Source organism: Acinetobacter pittii, assembly GCF_034064985.1.
Lineage (GTDB): Bacteria > Pseudomonadota > Gammaproteobacteria > Pseudomonadales > Moraxellaceae > Acinetobacter > Acinetobacter pittii_H.
Window position 1 is genome coordinate 1,518,772 of the sequence record NZ_CP139249.1, and the last position, 17,317, is coordinate 1,536,088.

The 17,317-nt window shown below is 39.8% G+C and carries 17 protein-coding genes; 12 read left to right on the top strand and 5 right to left on the bottom strand.

Features of this window, described 5'->3' with window-relative positions:
* Positions 1-8: 8 nt before the first annotated feature.
* The 10 genes from nirD (at position 9) to SOI76_RS07320 (ending at position 12,374) form a co-directional block, all read left to right on the top strand.
* Positions 9-1,631: a nitrite reductase small subunit NirD gene (gene nirD, locus SOI76_RS07275; RefSeq protein ID WP_104078852.1), complete on the top strand. Its 1,623-nt coding sequence runs from the start codon at positions 9-11 to the stop codon at positions 1,629-1,631.
* Positions 1,632-1,649: 18 nt separating this feature from the next.
* Complete coding sequence (nasA, locus tag SOI76_RS07280) at positions 1,650-4,430, top strand: nitrate reductase (RefSeq protein WP_104078851.1); 2,781 nt, start codon at positions 1,650-1,652, stop codon at positions 4,428-4,430.
* Positions 4,427-5,056, top strand: coding sequence for a molybdenum cofactor guanylyltransferase (gene mobA, locus SOI76_RS07285; protein ID WP_005068841.1), 630 nt, complete (start codon positions 4,427-4,429; stop codon positions 5,054-5,056). Before nasA ends, mobA begins: the two co-directional genes overlap by 4 nt.
* 148 nt (positions 5,057-5,204) lie before the next feature.
* Positions 5,205-7,478: a molybdopterin-dependent oxidoreductase gene (gene fdhA, locus SOI76_RS07290; RefSeq protein ID WP_104078850.1), complete on the top strand. Its 2,274-nt coding sequence runs from the start codon at positions 5,205-5,207 to the stop codon at positions 7,476-7,478.
* Positions 7,479-7,708: 230 nt separating this feature from the next.
* Complete coding sequence (moaA, locus tag SOI76_RS07295) at positions 7,709-8,749, top strand: GTP 3',8-cyclase MoaA (protein WP_104078849.1); 1,041 nt, start codon at positions 7,709-7,711, stop codon at positions 8,747-8,749.
* Positions 8,750-9,004: a MoaD/ThiS family protein gene (locus tag SOI76_RS07300; RefSeq protein ID WP_031962498.1), complete on the top strand. Its 255-nt coding sequence runs from the start codon at positions 8,750-8,752 to the stop codon at positions 9,002-9,004. It abuts the gene before it with no gap.
* 3 nt (positions 9,005-9,007) lie between these two features.
* The gene (gene moaE / locus SOI76_RS07305) at positions 9,008-9,493 is read left to right on the top strand and encodes a molybdenum cofactor biosynthesis protein MoaE (RefSeq protein ID WP_013197471.1); all 486 of its coding nucleotides are present in this window, start codon (positions 9,008-9,010) and stop codon (positions 9,491-9,493) included.
* Between the two features lie 23 nt (positions 9,494-9,516).
* Positions 9,517-10,440 (top strand): bifunctional molybdenum cofactor biosynthesis protein MoaC/MoaB, encoded by a 924-nt coding sequence (gene moaCB / locus SOI76_RS07310; protein WP_000799986.1) that lies wholly within the window; start codon positions 9,517-9,519, stop codon positions 10,438-10,440.
* Positions 10,440-11,675: a molybdopterin molybdotransferase MoeA gene (moeA, locus tag SOI76_RS07315; RefSeq protein ID WP_104078848.1), complete on the top strand. Its 1,236-nt coding sequence runs from the start codon at positions 10,440-10,442 to the stop codon at positions 11,673-11,675. Before moaCB ends, moeA begins: the two co-directional genes overlap by 1 nt.
* Before the next feature lie 216 nt (positions 11,676-11,891).
* Positions 11,892-12,374 carry a winged helix-turn-helix transcriptional regulator gene (locus tag SOI76_RS07320; RefSeq protein ID WP_005068860.1) on the top strand — a complete coding sequence of 161 codons (483 nt, stop codon included), beginning with the start codon at positions 11,892-11,894 and terminating at the stop codon, positions 12,372-12,374.
* Between the two features lie 16 nt (positions 12,375-12,390).
* Here the strand turns inward: SOI76_RS07320 and SOI76_RS07325 are convergent, their stop codons facing one another.
* Positions 12,391-13,782: a PLP-dependent aminotransferase family protein gene (locus tag SOI76_RS07325; protein ID WP_104078847.1), complete on the bottom strand. Its 1,392-nt coding sequence runs from the start codon at positions 13,780-13,782 to the stop codon at positions 12,391-12,393.
* 123 nt (positions 13,783-13,905) lie between these two features.
* On the opposite strand from SOI76_RS07325, the gene SOI76_RS07330 reads away from it, so the two are divergent.
* The gene (locus tag SOI76_RS07330; RefSeq protein ID WP_205668355.1) at positions 13,906-14,769 is read left to right on the top strand and encodes a DMT family transporter; all 864 of its coding nucleotides are present in this window, start codon (positions 13,906-13,908) and stop codon (positions 14,767-14,769) included.
* A 2-nt stretch (positions 14,770-14,771) separates the two neighbouring features.
* Here SOI76_RS07330 and tusE read toward each other — a convergent pair whose 3' ends face one another.
* Genes tusE through tusD form a run of 4 tightly spaced genes read right to left on the bottom strand, consistent with a single transcriptional unit; the run spans position 14,772 to position 16,167 of the window.
* Entirely contained in the window at positions 14,772-15,083 is a 312-nt protein-coding gene (gene tusE, locus SOI76_RS07335; RefSeq protein ID WP_002115694.1) for a TusE/DsrC/DsvC family sulfur relay protein, read from the bottom strand.
* An 18-nt stretch (positions 15,084-15,101) separates the two neighbouring features.
* Positions 15,102-15,386: a DsrH like protein gene (locus SOI76_RS07340; RefSeq protein ID WP_104078845.1), complete on the bottom strand. Its 285-nt coding sequence runs from the start codon at positions 15,384-15,386 to the stop codon at positions 15,102-15,104.
* Positions 15,387-15,403: 17 nt separating this feature from the next.
* Positions 15,404-15,754 (bottom strand): hypothetical protein, encoded by a 351-nt coding sequence (locus SOI76_RS07345; RefSeq protein ID WP_104078844.1) that lies wholly within the window; start codon positions 15,752-15,754, stop codon positions 15,404-15,406.
* A gap of 44 nt (positions 15,755-15,798) precedes the next feature.
* Complete coding sequence (gene tusD / locus SOI76_RS07350) at positions 15,799-16,167, bottom strand: sulfurtransferase complex subunit TusD (RefSeq protein ID WP_104078843.1); 369 nt, start codon at positions 16,165-16,167, stop codon at positions 15,799-15,801.
* A 65-nt stretch (positions 16,168-16,232) separates the two neighbouring features.
* Between tusD and galE the strand changes: the two genes are divergently transcribed.
* Positions 16,233-17,240 carry a UDP-glucose 4-epimerase GalE gene (gene galE, locus SOI76_RS07355; protein WP_032053980.1) on the top strand — a complete coding sequence of 336 codons (1,008 nt, stop codon included), beginning with the start codon at positions 16,233-16,235 and terminating at the stop codon, positions 17,238-17,240.
* Positions 17,241-17,317: the final 77 nt, after the last annotated feature.

Here is a 17,317-nt window from a genome sequence, read left to right on the forward strand (position 1 = left end):
GAATCTCTATGAATATTGTACAAGACAAAAATATGCTTCCTGATGATCAATGGATTGATGTATGTGCACTCGATGATTTAACCCCAAACACTGGCGCGGGTGCACTAGTGGGTGGTCAAGCTGTGGCAATCTTTCGTGTAGGGCATGAAAAACGTGTTTACGTGTTAAGCAATAAAGATCCGTTTAGCCAAGCCAACGTCATGAGCCGCGGCATTATTGGCGATTTGCAAGGTGAGCGGGTCATTGCATCGCCAATCTATAAACAACACTTTAGTTTAGCAACAGGTCGTTGTTTAGAAGATAAAGACCAAAAACTCTCAGTTTATCCGAGCAAAATTGTTGATGGTCGTGTTTTGGTCAATCCTGTGCCGCAAAAAACATATATTACTAATACAGGTGTGTCTCAAGACAAACTTAAACTAGTACTGATTGGTAATGGTTTAGCAGGGATGCGTTGTCTAGAAGATTTACTGGATATGGCACCAGACCGTTATGACGTCACAGTAATTGGTGAAGAACCATGGGGTAACTATAACCGTATTATGTTATCTCCGGTTTTATCAGGCGAAAAAACCATTGAAGATATTATGCTGCACCCACCAAAGTGGTATGACGATAAAGGCATTAAATTTATTGCCGGTGACAAGGCTGTAAAAATTGATCGCCCACGTAAAGTGGTTTACACCGAAAAAGGTCAGACAGTCGATTATGACCGTCTGATCTTGGCAACTGGTTCGGCACCATTTATTCCACCAGTTCAAGGTGTTGACTTAAAAGGCGTGTTAACTTTCCGCGATATTTATGACGTCAACACCATGATTGAATACTGCGGTTCAAAAACCAACGCTGTGGTGATTGGCGGTGGTTTACTTGGTTTAGAAGCAGCGTACGGTTTAAAACAACGCGGTATGAATGTGACTGTGCTGCATTTAATGGACCGTATTATGGAACGCCAACTCGACAGCCGTGCGAGTCAATTACTTCGTCATAGTATTGAGCAAAAAGGCATTCATATTATTACCGAAGCAAATACAGAGGCGTTAATTGGTGATGAAGATGGTCATGTGAAACAAATCCGTTTAAAAGATGGTACGGTTTTAGATGCTGACCTTGTGGTGTTCGCTGTAGGTATTCGTCCAAATATTAGCTTGGCGCAAAGTGCAGGATTACGTTGTAATCGTGGTGTATTGGTGAATGACACCATGCAAACGTTTGATCCAAGTATTTACGCGGTGGGTGAATGTATTGAACATCGTGGTCAAACTTTTGGTTTGGTTGAGCCACTATGGGGCCAAGCTTTTATTTGCGCGACCCATTTAGCAGAGCATGGCAGCTTAACTTTTAAAGCGCCAACCGTACCGACTCAGTTAAAAGTCAGTGGTGTCGATGTATTCTCGGCAGGCAATTTTGAGCCGAAAGATGATTATGAAGACATTATCCTGAACGATGAAAAACGCCAGATTTATAAGCGTATTATCATTCAAAGCGATCGAGTAATCGGTGCAGTATTGTTTGGTGATACTGAAGATGGCATGTGGTATGCAGAGTTAATTGCAGACCAAACCCCTGTTTCTTCATTTAGAAATAAACTGCTATTTGGTCGAGATTTTGCATTAAAAAATGCAGGCTAAATAGGGAAAGGAGCAGTTATGAATAGTATTCCAAGCGTTGAAATTGATAGCTCCGACCATGTTGCAAAAACAATCAAAACAACATGTCCATATTGTGGGGTGGGCTGTGGTGTTAGCGTAAACGTCCAACAAAAACCTCAAGGGCCTGTAGTACAAGTTGAGGGGGATGCCGAGCATCCTTCCAACTTTGGACGCTTATGTATTAAAGGTAGCCGACTTGCGGATACTTTGGGGTTAGAAACACGTGTTTTACAACCAATGATGGGACGAAAAGCTGATCGGGTGGTAACGACATGGGATGCCGCCATCAATAAAATTGCTGATAAATTCCAATCTTGTATCGACAAATATGGACATGACAGCATTGCATTTTATGTTTCTGGTCAGCTTTTGACTGAAGACTATTATGTGGTGAACAAGTTTGTAAAAGGCTATTTGGGTACTGCAAATATCGACACCAACTCGCGCCTTTGTATGTCATCTGCGGTGGCAGGTCACAAACGTAGCTTTGGTGAAGATCTTGTCCCTGCAAGTTATGAAGATTTTGAACATGCCGACATGGTGGTATTGGTCGGTTCCAATACCGCATGGTGCCATCCTGTGCTGTATCAGCGGATTATGCAGGCTAAAAGCCACAATCCAAATATGTTTGTTGTGGTGATTGATCCACGTTTTACCAGTACTTGTGAACAAGCGGATTTACATTTACCGATTTTGCCGGGCCAAGATGTCGCTTTATTTAATGGCTTATTTCAATATCTATATCAAAATGGCCATGCCGATCAGGCCTTTGTAGATACTTATACCGAAGGTTTGCACGATGTTTTGGAAAGCAGTGAGCCAGAAACCGATATTGAATATGTGGCAAAGCGTACGGGAATTACGTTCGATAAGTTGCAACAGTTTTTTGAGAAATTTGCGCAGACTGAAAAAGTCATTACCCTATTTTCAATGGGTGTGAATCAATCAAGTCAGGGTGTAAATAAAGCCAATAGTATTATTAACTGTCATTTATTGACTGGAAAAATTGGTAAGCTCGGCGCTGCTCCATTTTCAATGACTGGTCAGCCCAACGCGATGGGTGGTCGAGAAGTGGGTGGCTTAGCCAATATGCTAGCGGCACACATGGACTTAGATAACCCATTACATCAAAAAGTAGTGCAAACCTTTTGGGATAGCCCATTTATTGCAACTCAAGCTGGTTTGAAAGCAGTTGATTTATTTAATGCGGTTGAAGCTGGAAAAATTAAAGCCATCTGGATTATGGCAACTAATCCAGTGGTGAGTTTGCCAGATGCCGATCAGGTGAAACGTGCTTTAGAGAAATGCGAATTGGTCGTTGTGTCAGATATCTGTGCCGATACGGATACTACAGCTTACGCCGATATTTTGCTTCCAGCTTTAGGTTGGGGTGAAAAAGATGGCACAGTGACGAACTCTGAGCGCCGTATTTCACGTCAACGTGCTTTTTTACCTGCGCCGGGTGAAGCAAAAGCGGATTGGTGGTCTGTTAGCCAAGTCGCGAAAAAATTAGGCTTCAATGGTTTTGATTTCGCGAGTGCTGTTGATATTTTCAATGAGCATGCAGCGTTATCGGCACAAGACAATGCAGAAATAGATACTCGTGAACAAAGTAATAATTTTCGTTATTTCAATCTGAAAGGGTTAATGAATCTAAGTGGTGCTGAGTACGATGCTCTGCAACCAGTACAATGGCCAGTATGGGATAAAAAACAAGACGCTAAAGCTGTTCAACAACTGTTTGGCAAGGGCCAGTTTAGTCACAAAAACACCAAGGCAAAATTGGTTCCGACTGTTGCAATTAATCCCGTACATGCAATTTCAGAAGATTATCCGCTCATTTTGAATACGGGGCGTATCCGTGACCAATGGCACACCATGACTCGTACTGGTTTGTCACCAAATTTGACCAGTCACCGCGCTGAACCATTCTGTGAGATTCATCCAAGTGATGCTTTGAAGTTTGGCGTACGTGATCAAGGCTTAGTAGAAGTTCGTTCGAAATGGGGCAGTTGTGTACTACGTGTGACCTTCTCATCGGGGGTACGTCGTGGGCAAATTTTTGCACCGATTCACTGGACTGAACAGGTTGCATCCGACGCCCGCATTGGTAAAGTCGTTAATCCAGAAGTTGATGCAATTTCAGGTGAACCTGAGTTCAAACATACGCCTGTAATCATTCAGCCGTTCTATACCACTTGGCAGGGCGTGCTCTATATTCGTGAAGGATACGATTCGCATATTCAAGAATCGCTACATCACTGTGCATGGTGGACCAAGGTCAAAATGGTTAAAACCAACCGTTATGAACTTGCAGACCGCCAAACTTTTCACGATACTCAAAAGAATCTGAAAAGCTTTTTACCATTTGCCGATGAAACCTTTGAATGGTTAAGCATAGAAGATATCTCTTCACAACTGAGCCATAGCGTTATTTTGAAAGATGGCATTGTAATTGCAAGTCTATATATTGCACCGCCAGATTTATTGCCAGACCGTGATTGGGTAGCGAGTCTCTTTAAACGAGAACGTTTGAGTGCCTTGCACCGAAAAGCTTTACTAGCGGGTATGCCAATGTCGGCTACCAATAATGATGGGCCTTTAGTGTGTAGTTGTTTTAAAGTAGGTAAGAATAAAATTATCGACGTGATAAAAACACAAAACATTACCCATGAAAAACAGGTTACTGCATGTTTAAAAGCAGGTGGGAACTGTGGTTCATGTTTACCTGAGATTCGTGGCTTAATTAAAGCTTGCCAACAAGAGGTGGAAGTGTGAATAAGGGATATCCCGTAACTGATCTGGTCATTTTGGCGGGTGGACAAGCCCGCCGTATGAATGGTTTAAATAAGCTGTTGCAGCAATTTGATGGCGATACGCAACTACTCAAAATTCATCAAAAACTAAAGTCATCTGTATCTGAAATTTGGGTAAATAGTCATCGTGATTATTCGATTTATCAAAGTATTGTGCCTGATATTAAGTGTTTTCAAGATGATGCTTCCGGTTTTTTCGGCCCACTTATGGGCATGAAAAGCGCATGGTCACATGTAAAAGCAGATTATGTTTTGTGTATTCCCTGTGATGTGACGTATATACCTACGCAAGTCGTTGCGAAATTACACAGCGCACTACGCAAAAATAAACAAGCTCAGGCAGCCTATGTTTCAATTAATGGGGATGCTTTATACCCATTTTGCTTATTAAAGCGTGAAAGCCTGATTACGATACGAGAGCAAATTGATAAACAACGATTAAGTTTAAAAGAGTGCTTTAAGCTTTTACATGCACAAGTCGCCGTATTTCAAAAACAAAACTTATTTTTTCATAGCATTAACTCTTTGGATGAGCTCCAACAATATAAACAAATCAATGCTTTTAAAGAGATATTTACCGCGAGTTAAACATTAGATTCTATCAATTTACAAACTAAAGTGATGTTATAAACAAATTTTAAATGATGCGTTCTTGACTATCTAATATATAAGTTCTATTTTGGAACTTGTTATTTTAATTCTAGCTAGATGTATAAAAATAAACGGAGCCAGAAAAATGATGGACGCAGCTCAGCAAAGTAAAACAGATGTGACCGCATGTATCTTATGTTCTAGAAATTGCGGTTTAAGTGTTGAAATTAAAGATAACCAGTTTGTCAAAATTAAAGGTGATCCCGAACATGCTTTTTCTCAAGGTTACATTTGTCAAAAAGCTGCCAGATTACAGCATTACCAGCAACACGCAGACCGTTTGACCACACCTTTGAAACGTCAACCTGATGGATCATTTCAAGAAGTAAGTTGGGATGTTGCCATACAAGAAATTGCTGATCGATTAGCGCAGATTAGAGATGATTTTGGTGGGACTGCTTTTGCTTCGGTTGGGGGCGGTGGCCAAGGCAATCATTTAGGTGCAGCGTATGGTCGACAACTTTTGCTGGCCATGAAAAGTTATTATGCTTACAACTCACTTGCCCAAGAAAAAACGGGCGATTTTTGGCTCAATGGACGTTTGTTTGGTAGTCAGGCCTGCCATACTACAGAAGATGTTGAACACGCCGACTATGTACTTTTCATTGGAACAAATCCTTTTCAGGCCCATGGCATTCCCAACGCTCGAGACACGCTAAAACATATTAAGAAAGATCCAAATCGAACCATGGTGGTGTTTGACCCGCGTGTTACCGAAACAGCAAAACAAGCTGATATTCATGTGCAACTAAAACCGGGGACAGATGCTTTTTTAATGTCGGCCATGATTGCGATCATTATTAAAGAAAAGCTTTATGATGCAGCGTTTATTGAGCAGCATACACATGGGTTTGAAGAAGTAAAAGCTGCATTTAGTCGAGTTCCAATTGAAGACTATATTGTCAAGGCAGATGTTCCAGTCGATTTGATTTACCAAGTAGTTCGAGATTTTGCCAAGGCAAAAAGAGGCTGTGTACGTATCGATTTAGGTATTCAACATACTTTAAATACTACCTTAAACGGGTATTTAGAAAAACTACTGTACTTACTGACTGGAAACTTTGGAAAACAAGGTGCCAATAATTTGCATACCATGTTTATTCCAATCTTAAGCGATACAGATGAAAGAAAGCCGAAATATAGACGTAGTGTTTACCATAAAATGTTCCCGATTTCCGGGTTTTTCCCGCCTAATATTTTACCCGATGAAATCTTAAAAGCAGGGGAAAAGCGAATTCGTGCTGTGTTTGTAGATAGCTGTAATCCACTATTAACCTATCCTGATACACCAGCTTATGAGGAAGCATTTAAAGCATTAGATTTGTTGGTTGTGGTGGATGTTGCCATGACGGAAACCGCTAGGCTTGCGGACTACATTTTGCCGGCTCACACTCAGTTTGAAAAATGGGAATTTACGGGCTTTAATCTTGAGTTCCCTAAGAATGGCTTTCATCTCAGACATCCTGTATTGACCGCTCAAACGAATACTTTACCGGAAGCCGAAATTTATACTCGATTACTTGAAGCCATGCAGGTGATTCCAAAACGCTTTCCAGTTTTAGAAAAAATAGCTGCGGTCGACTCGAAAAAAACAGCCTATTTACCTTACTTGTTGGCATTGGGACTTACTTTTGCACGAAATAAAAAATATATTCCTTTTGCTGCTTCAATTCTCTATCGTACTTTAGGTAAACAGTTAGAAAAATCAGCTGGTTCAGTTGCTTTTTTATTACCGCTGTCGATTCAATATGCTGTCTTACATACTAAAGCGGTACGCCGTGCAGGGTACAAGGGTAATCCGTTAACACAAGGTGTCAAACTATTTGAACAAATTTTAAAGCAACGTTCAGGTATGGTTTTATCGCAACATGAATATGATGAAGTCTGGAAACTGGTAGCTTATAAAGATAAGAAAATACGTCTAGCTATTCCCGAGATGTTAACTGAGCTCACAAATTTAAAAAATCATCCGGTTAATGTTGAAGAATTTCCATTCATACTTTTATCAGGTGAGCGACGTAGCTATAACGCCAATCAAATTTACCGTGACCCAGCTTGGCGAAAAGTAGATGCTGAAGGGGCTTTACGAATTCATCCAGAAGATGCAAAACAACTAAATGTAGATGCAGGAGGTCAGCTTAAATGTATTTCACAACATGGAGAAATCCAAGTTACTGTAGATTTTGATGAGGGAATGCGAAAAGGAGTTGTTTCGCTTCCACATGGTTATGGCATGCGCTTTCAAGGTGGAGAACCAATTGGACCACAATTAAATCAATTAATTTCCGCTGAACATTGTGATCCTTTATCTAAAACGCCGTACCATAAATATGTACCCATCCGCTTAGAAAAGTGCTAGAAATAAAGTAGGGCATATAACAGGTTGACGCCGCACTGATTTTGTAAAGCTTTAAAGTTTGAGCTAAAACGGTACGGCCGAAATTTCAAATACAACCCGAAAAGTTATGGATGATAAATAGAATTGGAACAAATTTTGCAATGAAAGATCAAAGCACTACTAAGGCGCAATTTTAAAAGTTTAATTGCTCATAATCAGTGCTTGCAATATTTGAACTGTTCTCGATATGAGTGCAAATGATGAAACAATATCACTCTGAAACTGCGCCAATGCTTTTGCAAGATCAATATGGGCGCATCAAGCGAAAATTACGAATTTCGGTAACTGATCGCTGTAATTTTAAGTGTGTGTATTGCATGCCTGAACATCCTGAATGGCTAAATAAACAAGATTTGCTTAGTTTTGAGGCGCTCTTTCAGTTTTGCAGTTTTATGGTGCAACAAGGTATTGAAAGCATCCGTATTACGGGTGGCGAACCATTAATGCGTCAAGGCATTGTCCATTTCGTCCGTGATTTACAAGCTTTAAAATTATTAGGCTTAAAACGTATTTCAATGACCACCAATGGACATTACCTTGCAAAGTACGCTCAGCAATTAAAAGATGCTGGTCTAGATGATTTAAATATTAGTCTAGATAGCCTAGATCCAGTTCAATTTAAAGAACTCACCAAGAAAAAGTTAGAACCAGTTCTTGAGGGTATTCAAGCTGCCAAAGATGCAGGGCTACCCTTTAAAATTAACTGTGTGTTAATGAAAAATAAAAATGACGATCAAATCTTACCTATGGTGAGATGGTCAATCGCCAATCATATTCCGCTACGTTTTATTGAGTTTATGCCGCTTGATGGTGATGCACTCTGGTCAAATAAAGATGTGGTGAGTGAAGCAGAAATTTTACAGACATTACAACCGCATTATTCGGTACAAGTCATCGAGCAACAACATGAGCCAGCGCGTCAATATCTACTTAATAATAGCTACACTCTAGGCATCATTTCGACCATTACTCATTCATTTTGCCACCAATGTGACCGCATACGACTAACGGCACAAGGTGAGCTATATAACTGTCTATTTGCGCAGGAGGGTTTAAATATTAAGCCGCAGCTTCAAGCATTATTACGCGCACATAACTCAACCGATCATGTTCTGCATAGTCAGCAATTAAAAGATCAAGTTATACCGTATATCTGGCACAAAGCAAAAGGCTTTCACGCCTTACAACATCAACAAACCCGTAAAATCAGTATGCATATGCTTGGGGGATAAATGCAGCAATCTATCCAAATTAAAATCGAATCATTCGGTGCAATTGAAAAATTGCTTCCCCAAAATCTTTCGATCGTTTGTCCTACCAATATTTTAGTGAAAGATGTCTTAGATCAAATTGTGACTTTACATCCGGAATGCACACAGGCCATGGAAAAATGTGCATGTGCGATAGAGGATAACGTTATAACCAGACAATCTGCCTTAAGTGAGCCATGTACTTTGGTTTTATTGTCACCAGTTGCAGGAGGGTAAGTCATGCGAGATTTTGCACGTATACAAGAGCAGGCTTTAAGCCTAGATACTTTTGATCCTATTGAATCATTTCCTGAATGCGGTGGAATTGATATTTTTATGGGTACAGTTCGTAATCACCATGAAGGTAAAGCGGTTAAGGCCTTGAAATATACCTCGTATAAACCGCTTTCTGAAAAAATGATACGTGAAATTGAACTGGAAATTGAGAAAAAGTATCAGGTATCTTATGTGCGAGTTGTTCATCGGATTGGATATCTAGATGTGGGCGAAACAGCAATCATTGCAATTGCTTATGCAGCCCACCGCCGTGAAGCTTTTCAAGCATGCGAAGAAGCGGTTGAGCGGGTTAAACATGAAGTGCCTGTGTTTAAAGAAGAGTTCTTTACAGATGGCACGAGTCATTATGTAGAGGGCTGCTGTATTCGTAAGGATGCACCGCACGAACACAAGCATCACCATCATGCCGGCCATGAACACTCACACTGAAATAAGCAAGACTAGGATAAATAATGAAAAACGTAGGAATGAAGCCGGAAAGTTATCGTGTTGCTGAAGCACAAGCAATTTTATATGCACCACCGCACTGTATTGAATTATTAAGACAGGGAAATACCGAAAAAGGAGATGCATTAAAAACCGCACGTGTAGCAGGAATCTTGGCAGCAAAACGAACTGATGAGCTGATTCCTTTGTGTCATCCACTGCCGATTTATCGGGCAGATGTCGAATATGAACTAGAACATGATTTTGTAAAGATTATTACCGTGGTGGAAACCATTGGTCCAACTGGCGTAGAAATGGAAGCCTTAACGGCTGCAAGTCTTGCAGGGTTAACCATTTACGACATGTTAAAACCGCATTGTGAACCAGAAGAACTCTGGATGGATCAATGTAAATTGCTTAAGAAAAAAGGTGGCAAATCACACTTTAAGCGAGTTCTTCGTCAGCCTGTTTCGGCTGCTGTTATTGTGTTGTCAGACACCGTAGCAGCGGGTAGAAAGCCCGATACTGCCGGAAAATCTGTGGTTGAAACTTTAACCGAGGCAGGATTTGATCCAATTCATTACCAAATTTTGCCAGATGAAGCGGATACTTTAAAAAACTTAGTGCTTGAGTTGAGCAAATCATATGCTTGCATTATGACCGTTGGTGGAACTGGAATTGGTAAGCGTGATATTACGGTTGATACGCTAGAACCTCTTCTTGAGCGTAAGCTAGATGGCTTAATGGAAGCTGCGCGTTCATTTGGACAAAAACGCACGCCATATGCTGCAATGTCGCGTGGAGTAGCTGGTTTTATTGATCGTTCTTTAGTGGTGACTTTACCGGGAAGCCGTGGTGGAGCAAGCGAATCAATGGCTGCTATTTTACCTGCCTTAGTCCATATTTTTGATGTTTGCCGTGATCTACCACATCCGGGAGGCTATGAGTAATGACTGGTTGTGGTGCAGAACGTGGATTGATTAGCGTAGACGAAGCAATTGGACTGATTAGTAACCGACCTAAAAAATTAGGTTCAATTCAGCAACCTCTTCAAAATAGCCTAAGTAGGTATCTTGCTAAAGAAATTTATTCAGAAATTAATTTGCCAAGCTTCTCTCAAAGTGCTGTGGATGGCTATGCACTTTGTTGTCATGCCGAAGATTTAAATAATCAAAAGTTTCAGATTACTGGCGAGATTCGTGCTGGAAGCGAAAGTCATAACATTTTGAGTGAAGGTCAAGCAATTCGTATATTTACAGGCGGCAAAATTCCTGAAGGGACAACGCATGTAGCACGGCAAGAAGTCGTATCGGTTGTTTCGCCACAAGAGATTTGTTTAACGGAGTATATACGCCCTCAAGCTGATATTCGTTTTACTGGCGAAGAAATCCAGCAAGGGCAGTTACTTGCGCAAGTTGGACAATTTTTGAATATTGGAAGTTTGGCTGCCTTAAGTATGGCGGGAGTGCAAACCGTTGAAGTCTATCGTGCGCCGAAAGTAGCTGTTTTGATCACGGGTGATGAAGTTGCCGAAACAGCAGAAGATCTTGCTGAAGGTAAAATCTTTGATGCAAATGGACCATTACTAAAAGCTTGGTTTGAAGATTACGGTTTAGAGATTGAACTCATTCATGTGGTAGATGAAGCGGAGCAAGTCACGTATTACTTTAATCAGTTAAAAGATAGTCATGATGTCATCATAACCACAGGCGGAGTGTCAGTAGGTGATTATGACTTTGTTCGACCATGCGCTTTTGAGACGGGCTTTGAACAGATCTTTTGGAAAGTAAAACAAAAGCCGGGTAAGCCACTCTTTTTTGCTGAATATTCTCACACTGGAAAAGATCACCGTTGTTATTTGCTTGGGTTACCGGGTAATCCGGCTGCGGTCTATGTCTCTATGCAGGTTTACGGTAAAGCATTGCTTGACACTTTGCAGGGAAATCAAGCAGGGCCAGAATGGTTTAGTGCAATTTTAGATCATGATTTAAAAGAAGATGCGCGTGAACGTTTTCTAAGAATGCATGCTTATTTTGACAATGGACAACTTAAAGTTAAAAGTCTGGCAAAACAGCAATCACACATGCTCAGTAATTTAATGCAGGCCAATTGTCTGGTGCGAATTCCGGCAAGTGTGAAACTAGAAGCAGGTCATATTTTGAAGGGCGTATTTATTTCAAATTAATAACCAGTATTGATAAATATAACTCACTATATAATTGAGTGAGTTATATTTATTAAGCAATTTTAAATAATAACTTTTAATTTTTTATAATAAAAATTCTTTTATAAAGTTGATAAGAAGTTATTTTTATAATGAATCTTGCATAACTCGTGGTAAGTGGTTTAGGGTATAAACAATAGGGCCATTAGGCTAGGAAATATCGAGGAACGCATAAAGATGAAATGGGACGACATCGGTGATCAACCTTGTTCGGTTGCTCGTATGCTATCAGTGATTGGCGATCGATGGACGATGCTAATATTACGTAATGCTTTTATGGGAATACGCCGTTTTGACGATTTTCAAAAGTCATTAGGTGTCACTCGTCATGTCCTTTCGGATCGCTTAAAGCGGTTGGTTGAATATGAAATTTTAGTCAAAGCCCCTTATTTTGATCGTCAAGAACGCTTTGAATATAAATTGACTGATAAAGGTTTTGAGCTTTATCCAATTATTTTATCTATGGCGAATTGGGCAGATAAATGGATGGATCAAGGTTTAGGCAAACCTTTAGAATATCGCCATAAAACGTGTGGTCATAAGTTTGAACCAGTCATGGTATGTTCGGTTTGCCGTGAACCTTTACATGCAAAACAAGTTCAGGTTTCAGCTGGGCCGGGCTACTTTGCATATATGCAGCAAAAACAGAAACAAGCTTAATTTTCCTCTCTATAAATTACGAAGACTCCTGTTGAATCGCATCAGCTAGAGTCTTATAGATATGGTCATGATTTGACTGTGTTACATTAAAGCGTATGAATTGGCCAGCATTGGAAGCTTGGCTAAACGCGTTTCCTGGTGCAAGAATAACCTGATGATTAATACAATATTTTGCAATTTCTGAAGCTTCAACTCCCTTTGGCAAATGACACCAAACAAAAATTCCCGCTTGAGGCTTAATCCATGGTTTTATACCCAAAGGTTCTAACTGAGTAATGGTATCGTGCATTGCTTTTGCTAATCGGACCTTTAATAATTCTATATGTTTACGATAAGACCCATCTGTTAAAGCACTTAATAAAACTTCAGCTGATACGCCATTGTGAGAAAAGCTTGTGGCAATTTTCAGGTCAGTGAGCTGATCAATCCATTTTGGTTTAGCGATAATATAGCCACAACGAATAGATGCTGATAACGTTTTAGAAAAACTTCCAATAAAGATTACACGTGAAAGATTATCCAAAGCTGCAAGTCGAGGAGCGGCGTTATATTCAAAATCTGAAAAAATATCATCTTCAACGACAATCAAATTGGATTGTTCAATCAGTTTTAATAGTTGATGTGCTGTAGAAAGAGACAGTGTCGCTCCAGTTGGATTGTGAATTCCTGAGTTGGTGATATAAAGACGTGGGTTGTAAGTCTCAATTGCTTCTTTAAATGCCTCTAAGTCAGGACCTGTTGGTGTGTAGGGAATACCAATAACTTTGACTTGATGAACTTTAAGTAATGCATGAAAGTTAAAATAACAAGGATCATCAATGAGAACGACATCATCGGGCTTTAGTAAAAATCGGCATACTAAATCAATCGCTTGAGTTCCTGAGTCTGTTAAAAGTACTTGATTAAGATTTGCATTGATACCTTTTGCTTGAGCGCGTCTTGCCAGTAAACCACGTAGAGCGGGTAATCCTAATGGCGTTGAATAACCCATCAAACAATCATCTGGGCTTCTTGCGGCCGACCTTAATGCTTTACGAATACTGTCTAATGGCATCCAATCATCAGGTAGCCAACCGCAGCCGGGTTTAAAAACATCTGCTTTTGCTTCTAAAGATTGACGTGAAATCCATAATGGATCGACTGAGCGATCTAATTTAGGACCTAATTCACTTAAAGCTAAAGGTGCGAGCGGACCAACAATATAAAAACCAGATCCAGTTCTTGACTCGATTTTGCCTAAAGCAATTAATCTTTCATATGCTTCTACGATGGTTGAGACAGAAAAGCCAAGCTCATTCGCCAATTTGCGAACAGAAGGCAAGCGTGCTCCAGGCATTAAAGACCGATTTTTTATTTGTTGCTCAATCTCTGAAATGACAATTTCAATTTTGGTTTTGTTCTGGTTCACTGACTTACAATCCGAACTGTACTGGTTATTAATACATTACAGTTCTTTTAAATTGTACTGCTTTGTATCTGGTTTATTCACCTTAGCACAGCTTAAATTCTTCGTATAGTAATGGAGAAAATTATGAATAGGTTTATGAATGGCTGGGTGAATGGTTTTATTGGCGTGGCTATTTTTGCGGGATCACTACCAGCAACACGCGTAGCCGTAATGGGGTTCGAACCGGGTTTTCTAACTGCGGCCCGTGCGGCAATTGCAGGTATTTTAGGTCTTATTCTTATTTTGGTTTTAAAACAAAAAAAACCAGCCAAGCAAGATTGGTGGCCTCTTGCCATCGTTGCTTTAGGCGTGGTGATAGGTTTTCCACTATTTACAGCGCTTGCTCTCCAATACATGAATGCGGCTCATTCAATCGTTTTTGTTAGTCTTTTGCCGCTTGCAACTGCAATATTTGCTGTGTTGAGAGGCGGAGAAAAACCTAATCAATTTTTCTGGATATTTGCAATCTTGGGGAGCGCGGTTGTATTTGCTTATATGTTCTTCATCTCTGGTGATACCTCACTTGGGATAGGAGACTTTTATATGTTAATGGCGATTATTTTATGTGGTTTTGGCTATGCAGAAGGCGGTGTACTTTCAAGAAAAATAGGAGGGTGGCAGGTCATTTGTTGGGCGCTAATTTTGTCACTACCTTTTATGCTGTTTCTGACTATTTTTTATATGCCGGTTTCATTCCAAAGTGTGTCTCCATCAGCTCTAGTCGGTCTTATTTATGTGTCTTTATTTAGTATGCTGATTGGTTTTTTCTTTTGGTACAAAGGACTTGCACAAGGAGGAATTGCTGCGATTAGCCAACTACAACTTTTACAACCTTTAATGGGATTAGGAATTGCTGCGGCCTTGTTACATGAGCAGGTAAGTTGGTCAATGTTGGTGGTTACAGCAGCAACGATTTTATGCGTCGCTGCTGCCAAAAAATTTACTTAATTTTATAAACAATTTGCTGGTTTAGGGATTCCTGCTAAACGACTTAAATGACGCGCCACTAAACCAGTATTAAATTGTTGCTGTAAAACAGCATTATTAATCTCTGGACTGACCGTTTTCATTAAAAATTTAATCAGCGGGCGAGTTGCTGGAGAATGTCCAAATTGTTGATAAAACTGACGTACAGCTGCTAAAACTTCAAAATGCCAATCAGTGAGTTCAAGATCAAGCGATTTGGCAAGTTCTTGTGCAACTTCGGGATTCCAGATTGTGTAATCAACCAAATGACCATCTTGATCTAATTCTAAATTCATGAAACCAGCCTAAATATATTATTTAAGAGAAATACAGCGATTAAACGTCAAAATCAGATCCGTAAATTGATCATAATCTAATACATTAATCTGAGCTAAAGTACCTGTATCAAGTAAGTCTTTTTCGATGCTTAAACATGAAACAGATTCAAATGATCGAATCATTTCAGTAGAAAGCTGTGCAACAGAATCACCCATAAAAACAATCTGGTCACCTGCCTGAAAAAGATGACTTAACTCATCAATAATCTTAGGCGTAGCGTGGTAAGAAGATTGCACAAGATAAAGAGTTGATGGATTCATTAAAATTACACCTTCATCTACCAATATAGAACATGATCAAAAGATTGAATAAACTCAGCATTCAACTGAACGAATTCAATTTCTTGTTCGGTTTTTTGTACAAGAGGATGCTGCTGATTTTTACTTTCAATCAGAATAGGACTCAAGTCATAGAACTCAAAACTTTCGACCATATTTGAAGCTACTTTAAAAGACTGAGCAAACTGATCAAAGCTCAGATCATTTTGCAAAAGACTAAGAGCCGCATCTTTCAATAATACTTTGACTGGTGAGCCAAAGGTTGCTAAAACCATAGTAGCGGAAAGGCTTTCATTGATTTGAAGACTGGTTAAATTGGCTTGGCTTAAAATGACGAGTACAGATTTCACACAATATACCTTTTAAAAGCAACAATCTAAGCAAACAAAGTAACTTAAAATTGAATAAGACGAGATGCTGTCTGTACTGCATCAGCAAGTTCACCTAACCCGACAAGTTCAAAGTCTTTGGCAAGGTTGTGATGAGTAAGGTGATGGCGACTGGCATTTTCTGCATCTGTAATACCACGAGCGAGGGCAGCACTCACACAAACAGGAAGACGAATAGCAAGCTTTTGCCATTCATGCGTTAAATTACGCTGGTCGTCAGGAACCCATTGAAAATCATTAGCAACCTGCACGCCATCTTGGTAAAAGAATACACGGAAGTCTTCATTTTTACTTTTGAGTGCCTGAGCAAGTCCTAACGCATGCCAAGCATGAATGGAAGTAGGAGCAGAGGTAATTAGTAGTAATGTACTCATTGAGAATTCACTATGGTCATACGTCTAAATGGGCGTAGATACATTAAGAGAAAGGTAAGTATACAATGATTTTAGTGACAGGTGGTTTAGGCTTTATCGGTTCACACATTGCGTTGAGTCTTATGGCTCAAGGGCAAGAAGTGGTAATCGTCGATAATTTGGCTAATTCGACCTTGCAAACGCTTGAACGGCTAGAGTTTATTTCTGGTATGTACGTTCCATTTGTTAAACTTGATGTACGTAATACACCCGCATTGAATAAGGTTTTCGAGCAATATTCAATTGATGCGGTTATTCATACTGCCGGGTTTAAATCAATTGAAGAATCTAACCTTAAACCTCTTGAATATTATAATGATAATGTTAGTTGCATCATGAGTTTACTACGCGCAATGCAACGTACAGGTGTTCGTCACTTTATTCATCTGTCTAGCCTTGCAGCTTATGGTAAATCTGGACTGCAATTAAGTGAAACAGAAGAATTTAATTACGCTTATCCTAATCCCTACATTAAGTCTCAACAGATGATTGAAGAAATTATCCGTGATACTTATAAAATTGATCATGAGTGGAAAATTGCAATCTTGCGCTTATCTAATATTGTAGGTGCATTTGAACATGGCGTGTTAGGTGAGTATGTCGCTCAGCTCCCTAAAAATATCGTGCCGCTCGCGATGCAAGTCGCAGCAATGCAGCGTGATTTGATTGAATTACAAGATCAAGCTGAAACATCAGATCATACGACTGAACGCAGTTTTCTCCATGTTTTAGATTTGTGCGAGGCGGTGAGTGCGAGTTTACATTGGCTGCGTGATCAAACACATTGTTGCGAAGCATTTAATATTGCCCATGATCAAGTTCATTCAATTCGTCAATTACTCGATGAAATTTCACAAGTCACTCAAGCTGAGATTCCAACACAAACAGCAATTTATAAGCATGTTGAGTTGGATCAAGTTGGAGCTAATATTGAAAAAGCCAAAACATTACTGCAATGGGCACCAAAACGCCCATTAAAACAAATGATCGAAGATGAATGGCGCTTTTATCAAAATACATTAAATGGAAGATAAGATAATGATTCTTATTTACAATAATGGAATGCTTGAGTACGATATTCAAAATTAACTAGCCAGAGCAAACACTTGCT

What these genes read in the sequence shown, in the direction of transcription:
- nirD (WP_104078852.1), top strand. Translation starts at nt 9, where the DNA reads ATGAATATTGTACAAGACAAAAATATGCTTCCTGATGATCAATGGATT.
- nasA (WP_104078851.1), top strand. Translation starts at nt 1,650, where the DNA reads ATGAATAGTATTCCAAGCGTTGAAATTGATAGCTCCGACCATGTTGCA.
- fdhA (WP_104078850.1), top strand. Translation starts at nt 5,205, where the DNA reads ATGATGGACGCAGCTCAGCAAAGTAAAACAGATGTGACCGCATGTATC.
- SOI76_RS07300 (WP_031962498.1), top strand. Translation starts at nt 8,750, where the DNA reads ATGCAGCAATCTATCCAAATTAAAATCGAATCATTCGGTGCAATTGAA.
- moaE (WP_013197471.1), top strand. Translation starts at nt 9,008, where the DNA reads ATGCGAGATTTTGCACGTATACAAGAGCAGGCTTTAAGCCTAGATACT.
- moaCB (WP_000799986.1), top strand. Translation starts at nt 9,517, where the DNA reads ATGAAAAACGTAGGAATGAAGCCGGAAAGTTATCGTGTTGCTGAAGCA.
- moeA (WP_104078848.1), top strand. Translation starts at nt 10,440, where the DNA reads ATGACTGGTTGTGGTGCAGAACGTGGATTGATTAGCGTAGACGAAGCA.
- SOI76_RS07320 (WP_005068860.1), top strand. Translation starts at nt 11,892, where the DNA reads ATGAAATGGGACGACATCGGTGATCAACCTTGTTCGGTTGCTCGTATG.
- SOI76_RS07330 (WP_205668355.1), top strand. Translation starts at nt 13,906, where the DNA reads ATGAATAGGTTTATGAATGGCTGGGTGAATGGTTTTATTGGCGTGGCT.
- tusE (WP_002115694.1), bottom strand. Translation starts at nt 15,083, where the DNA reads ATGAATTTAGAATTAGATCAAGATGGTCATTTGGTTGATTACACAATC.
- SOI76_RS07340 (WP_104078845.1), bottom strand. Translation starts at nt 15,386, where the DNA reads ATGAATCCATCAACTCTTTATCTTGTGCAATCTTCTTACCACGCTACG.
- tusD (WP_104078843.1), bottom strand. Translation starts at nt 16,167, where the DNA reads ATGAGTACATTACTACTAATTACCTCTGCTCCTACTTCCATTCATGCT.
- galE (WP_032053980.1), top strand. Translation starts at nt 16,233, where the DNA reads ATGATTTTAGTGACAGGTGGTTTAGGCTTTATCGGTTCACACATTGCG.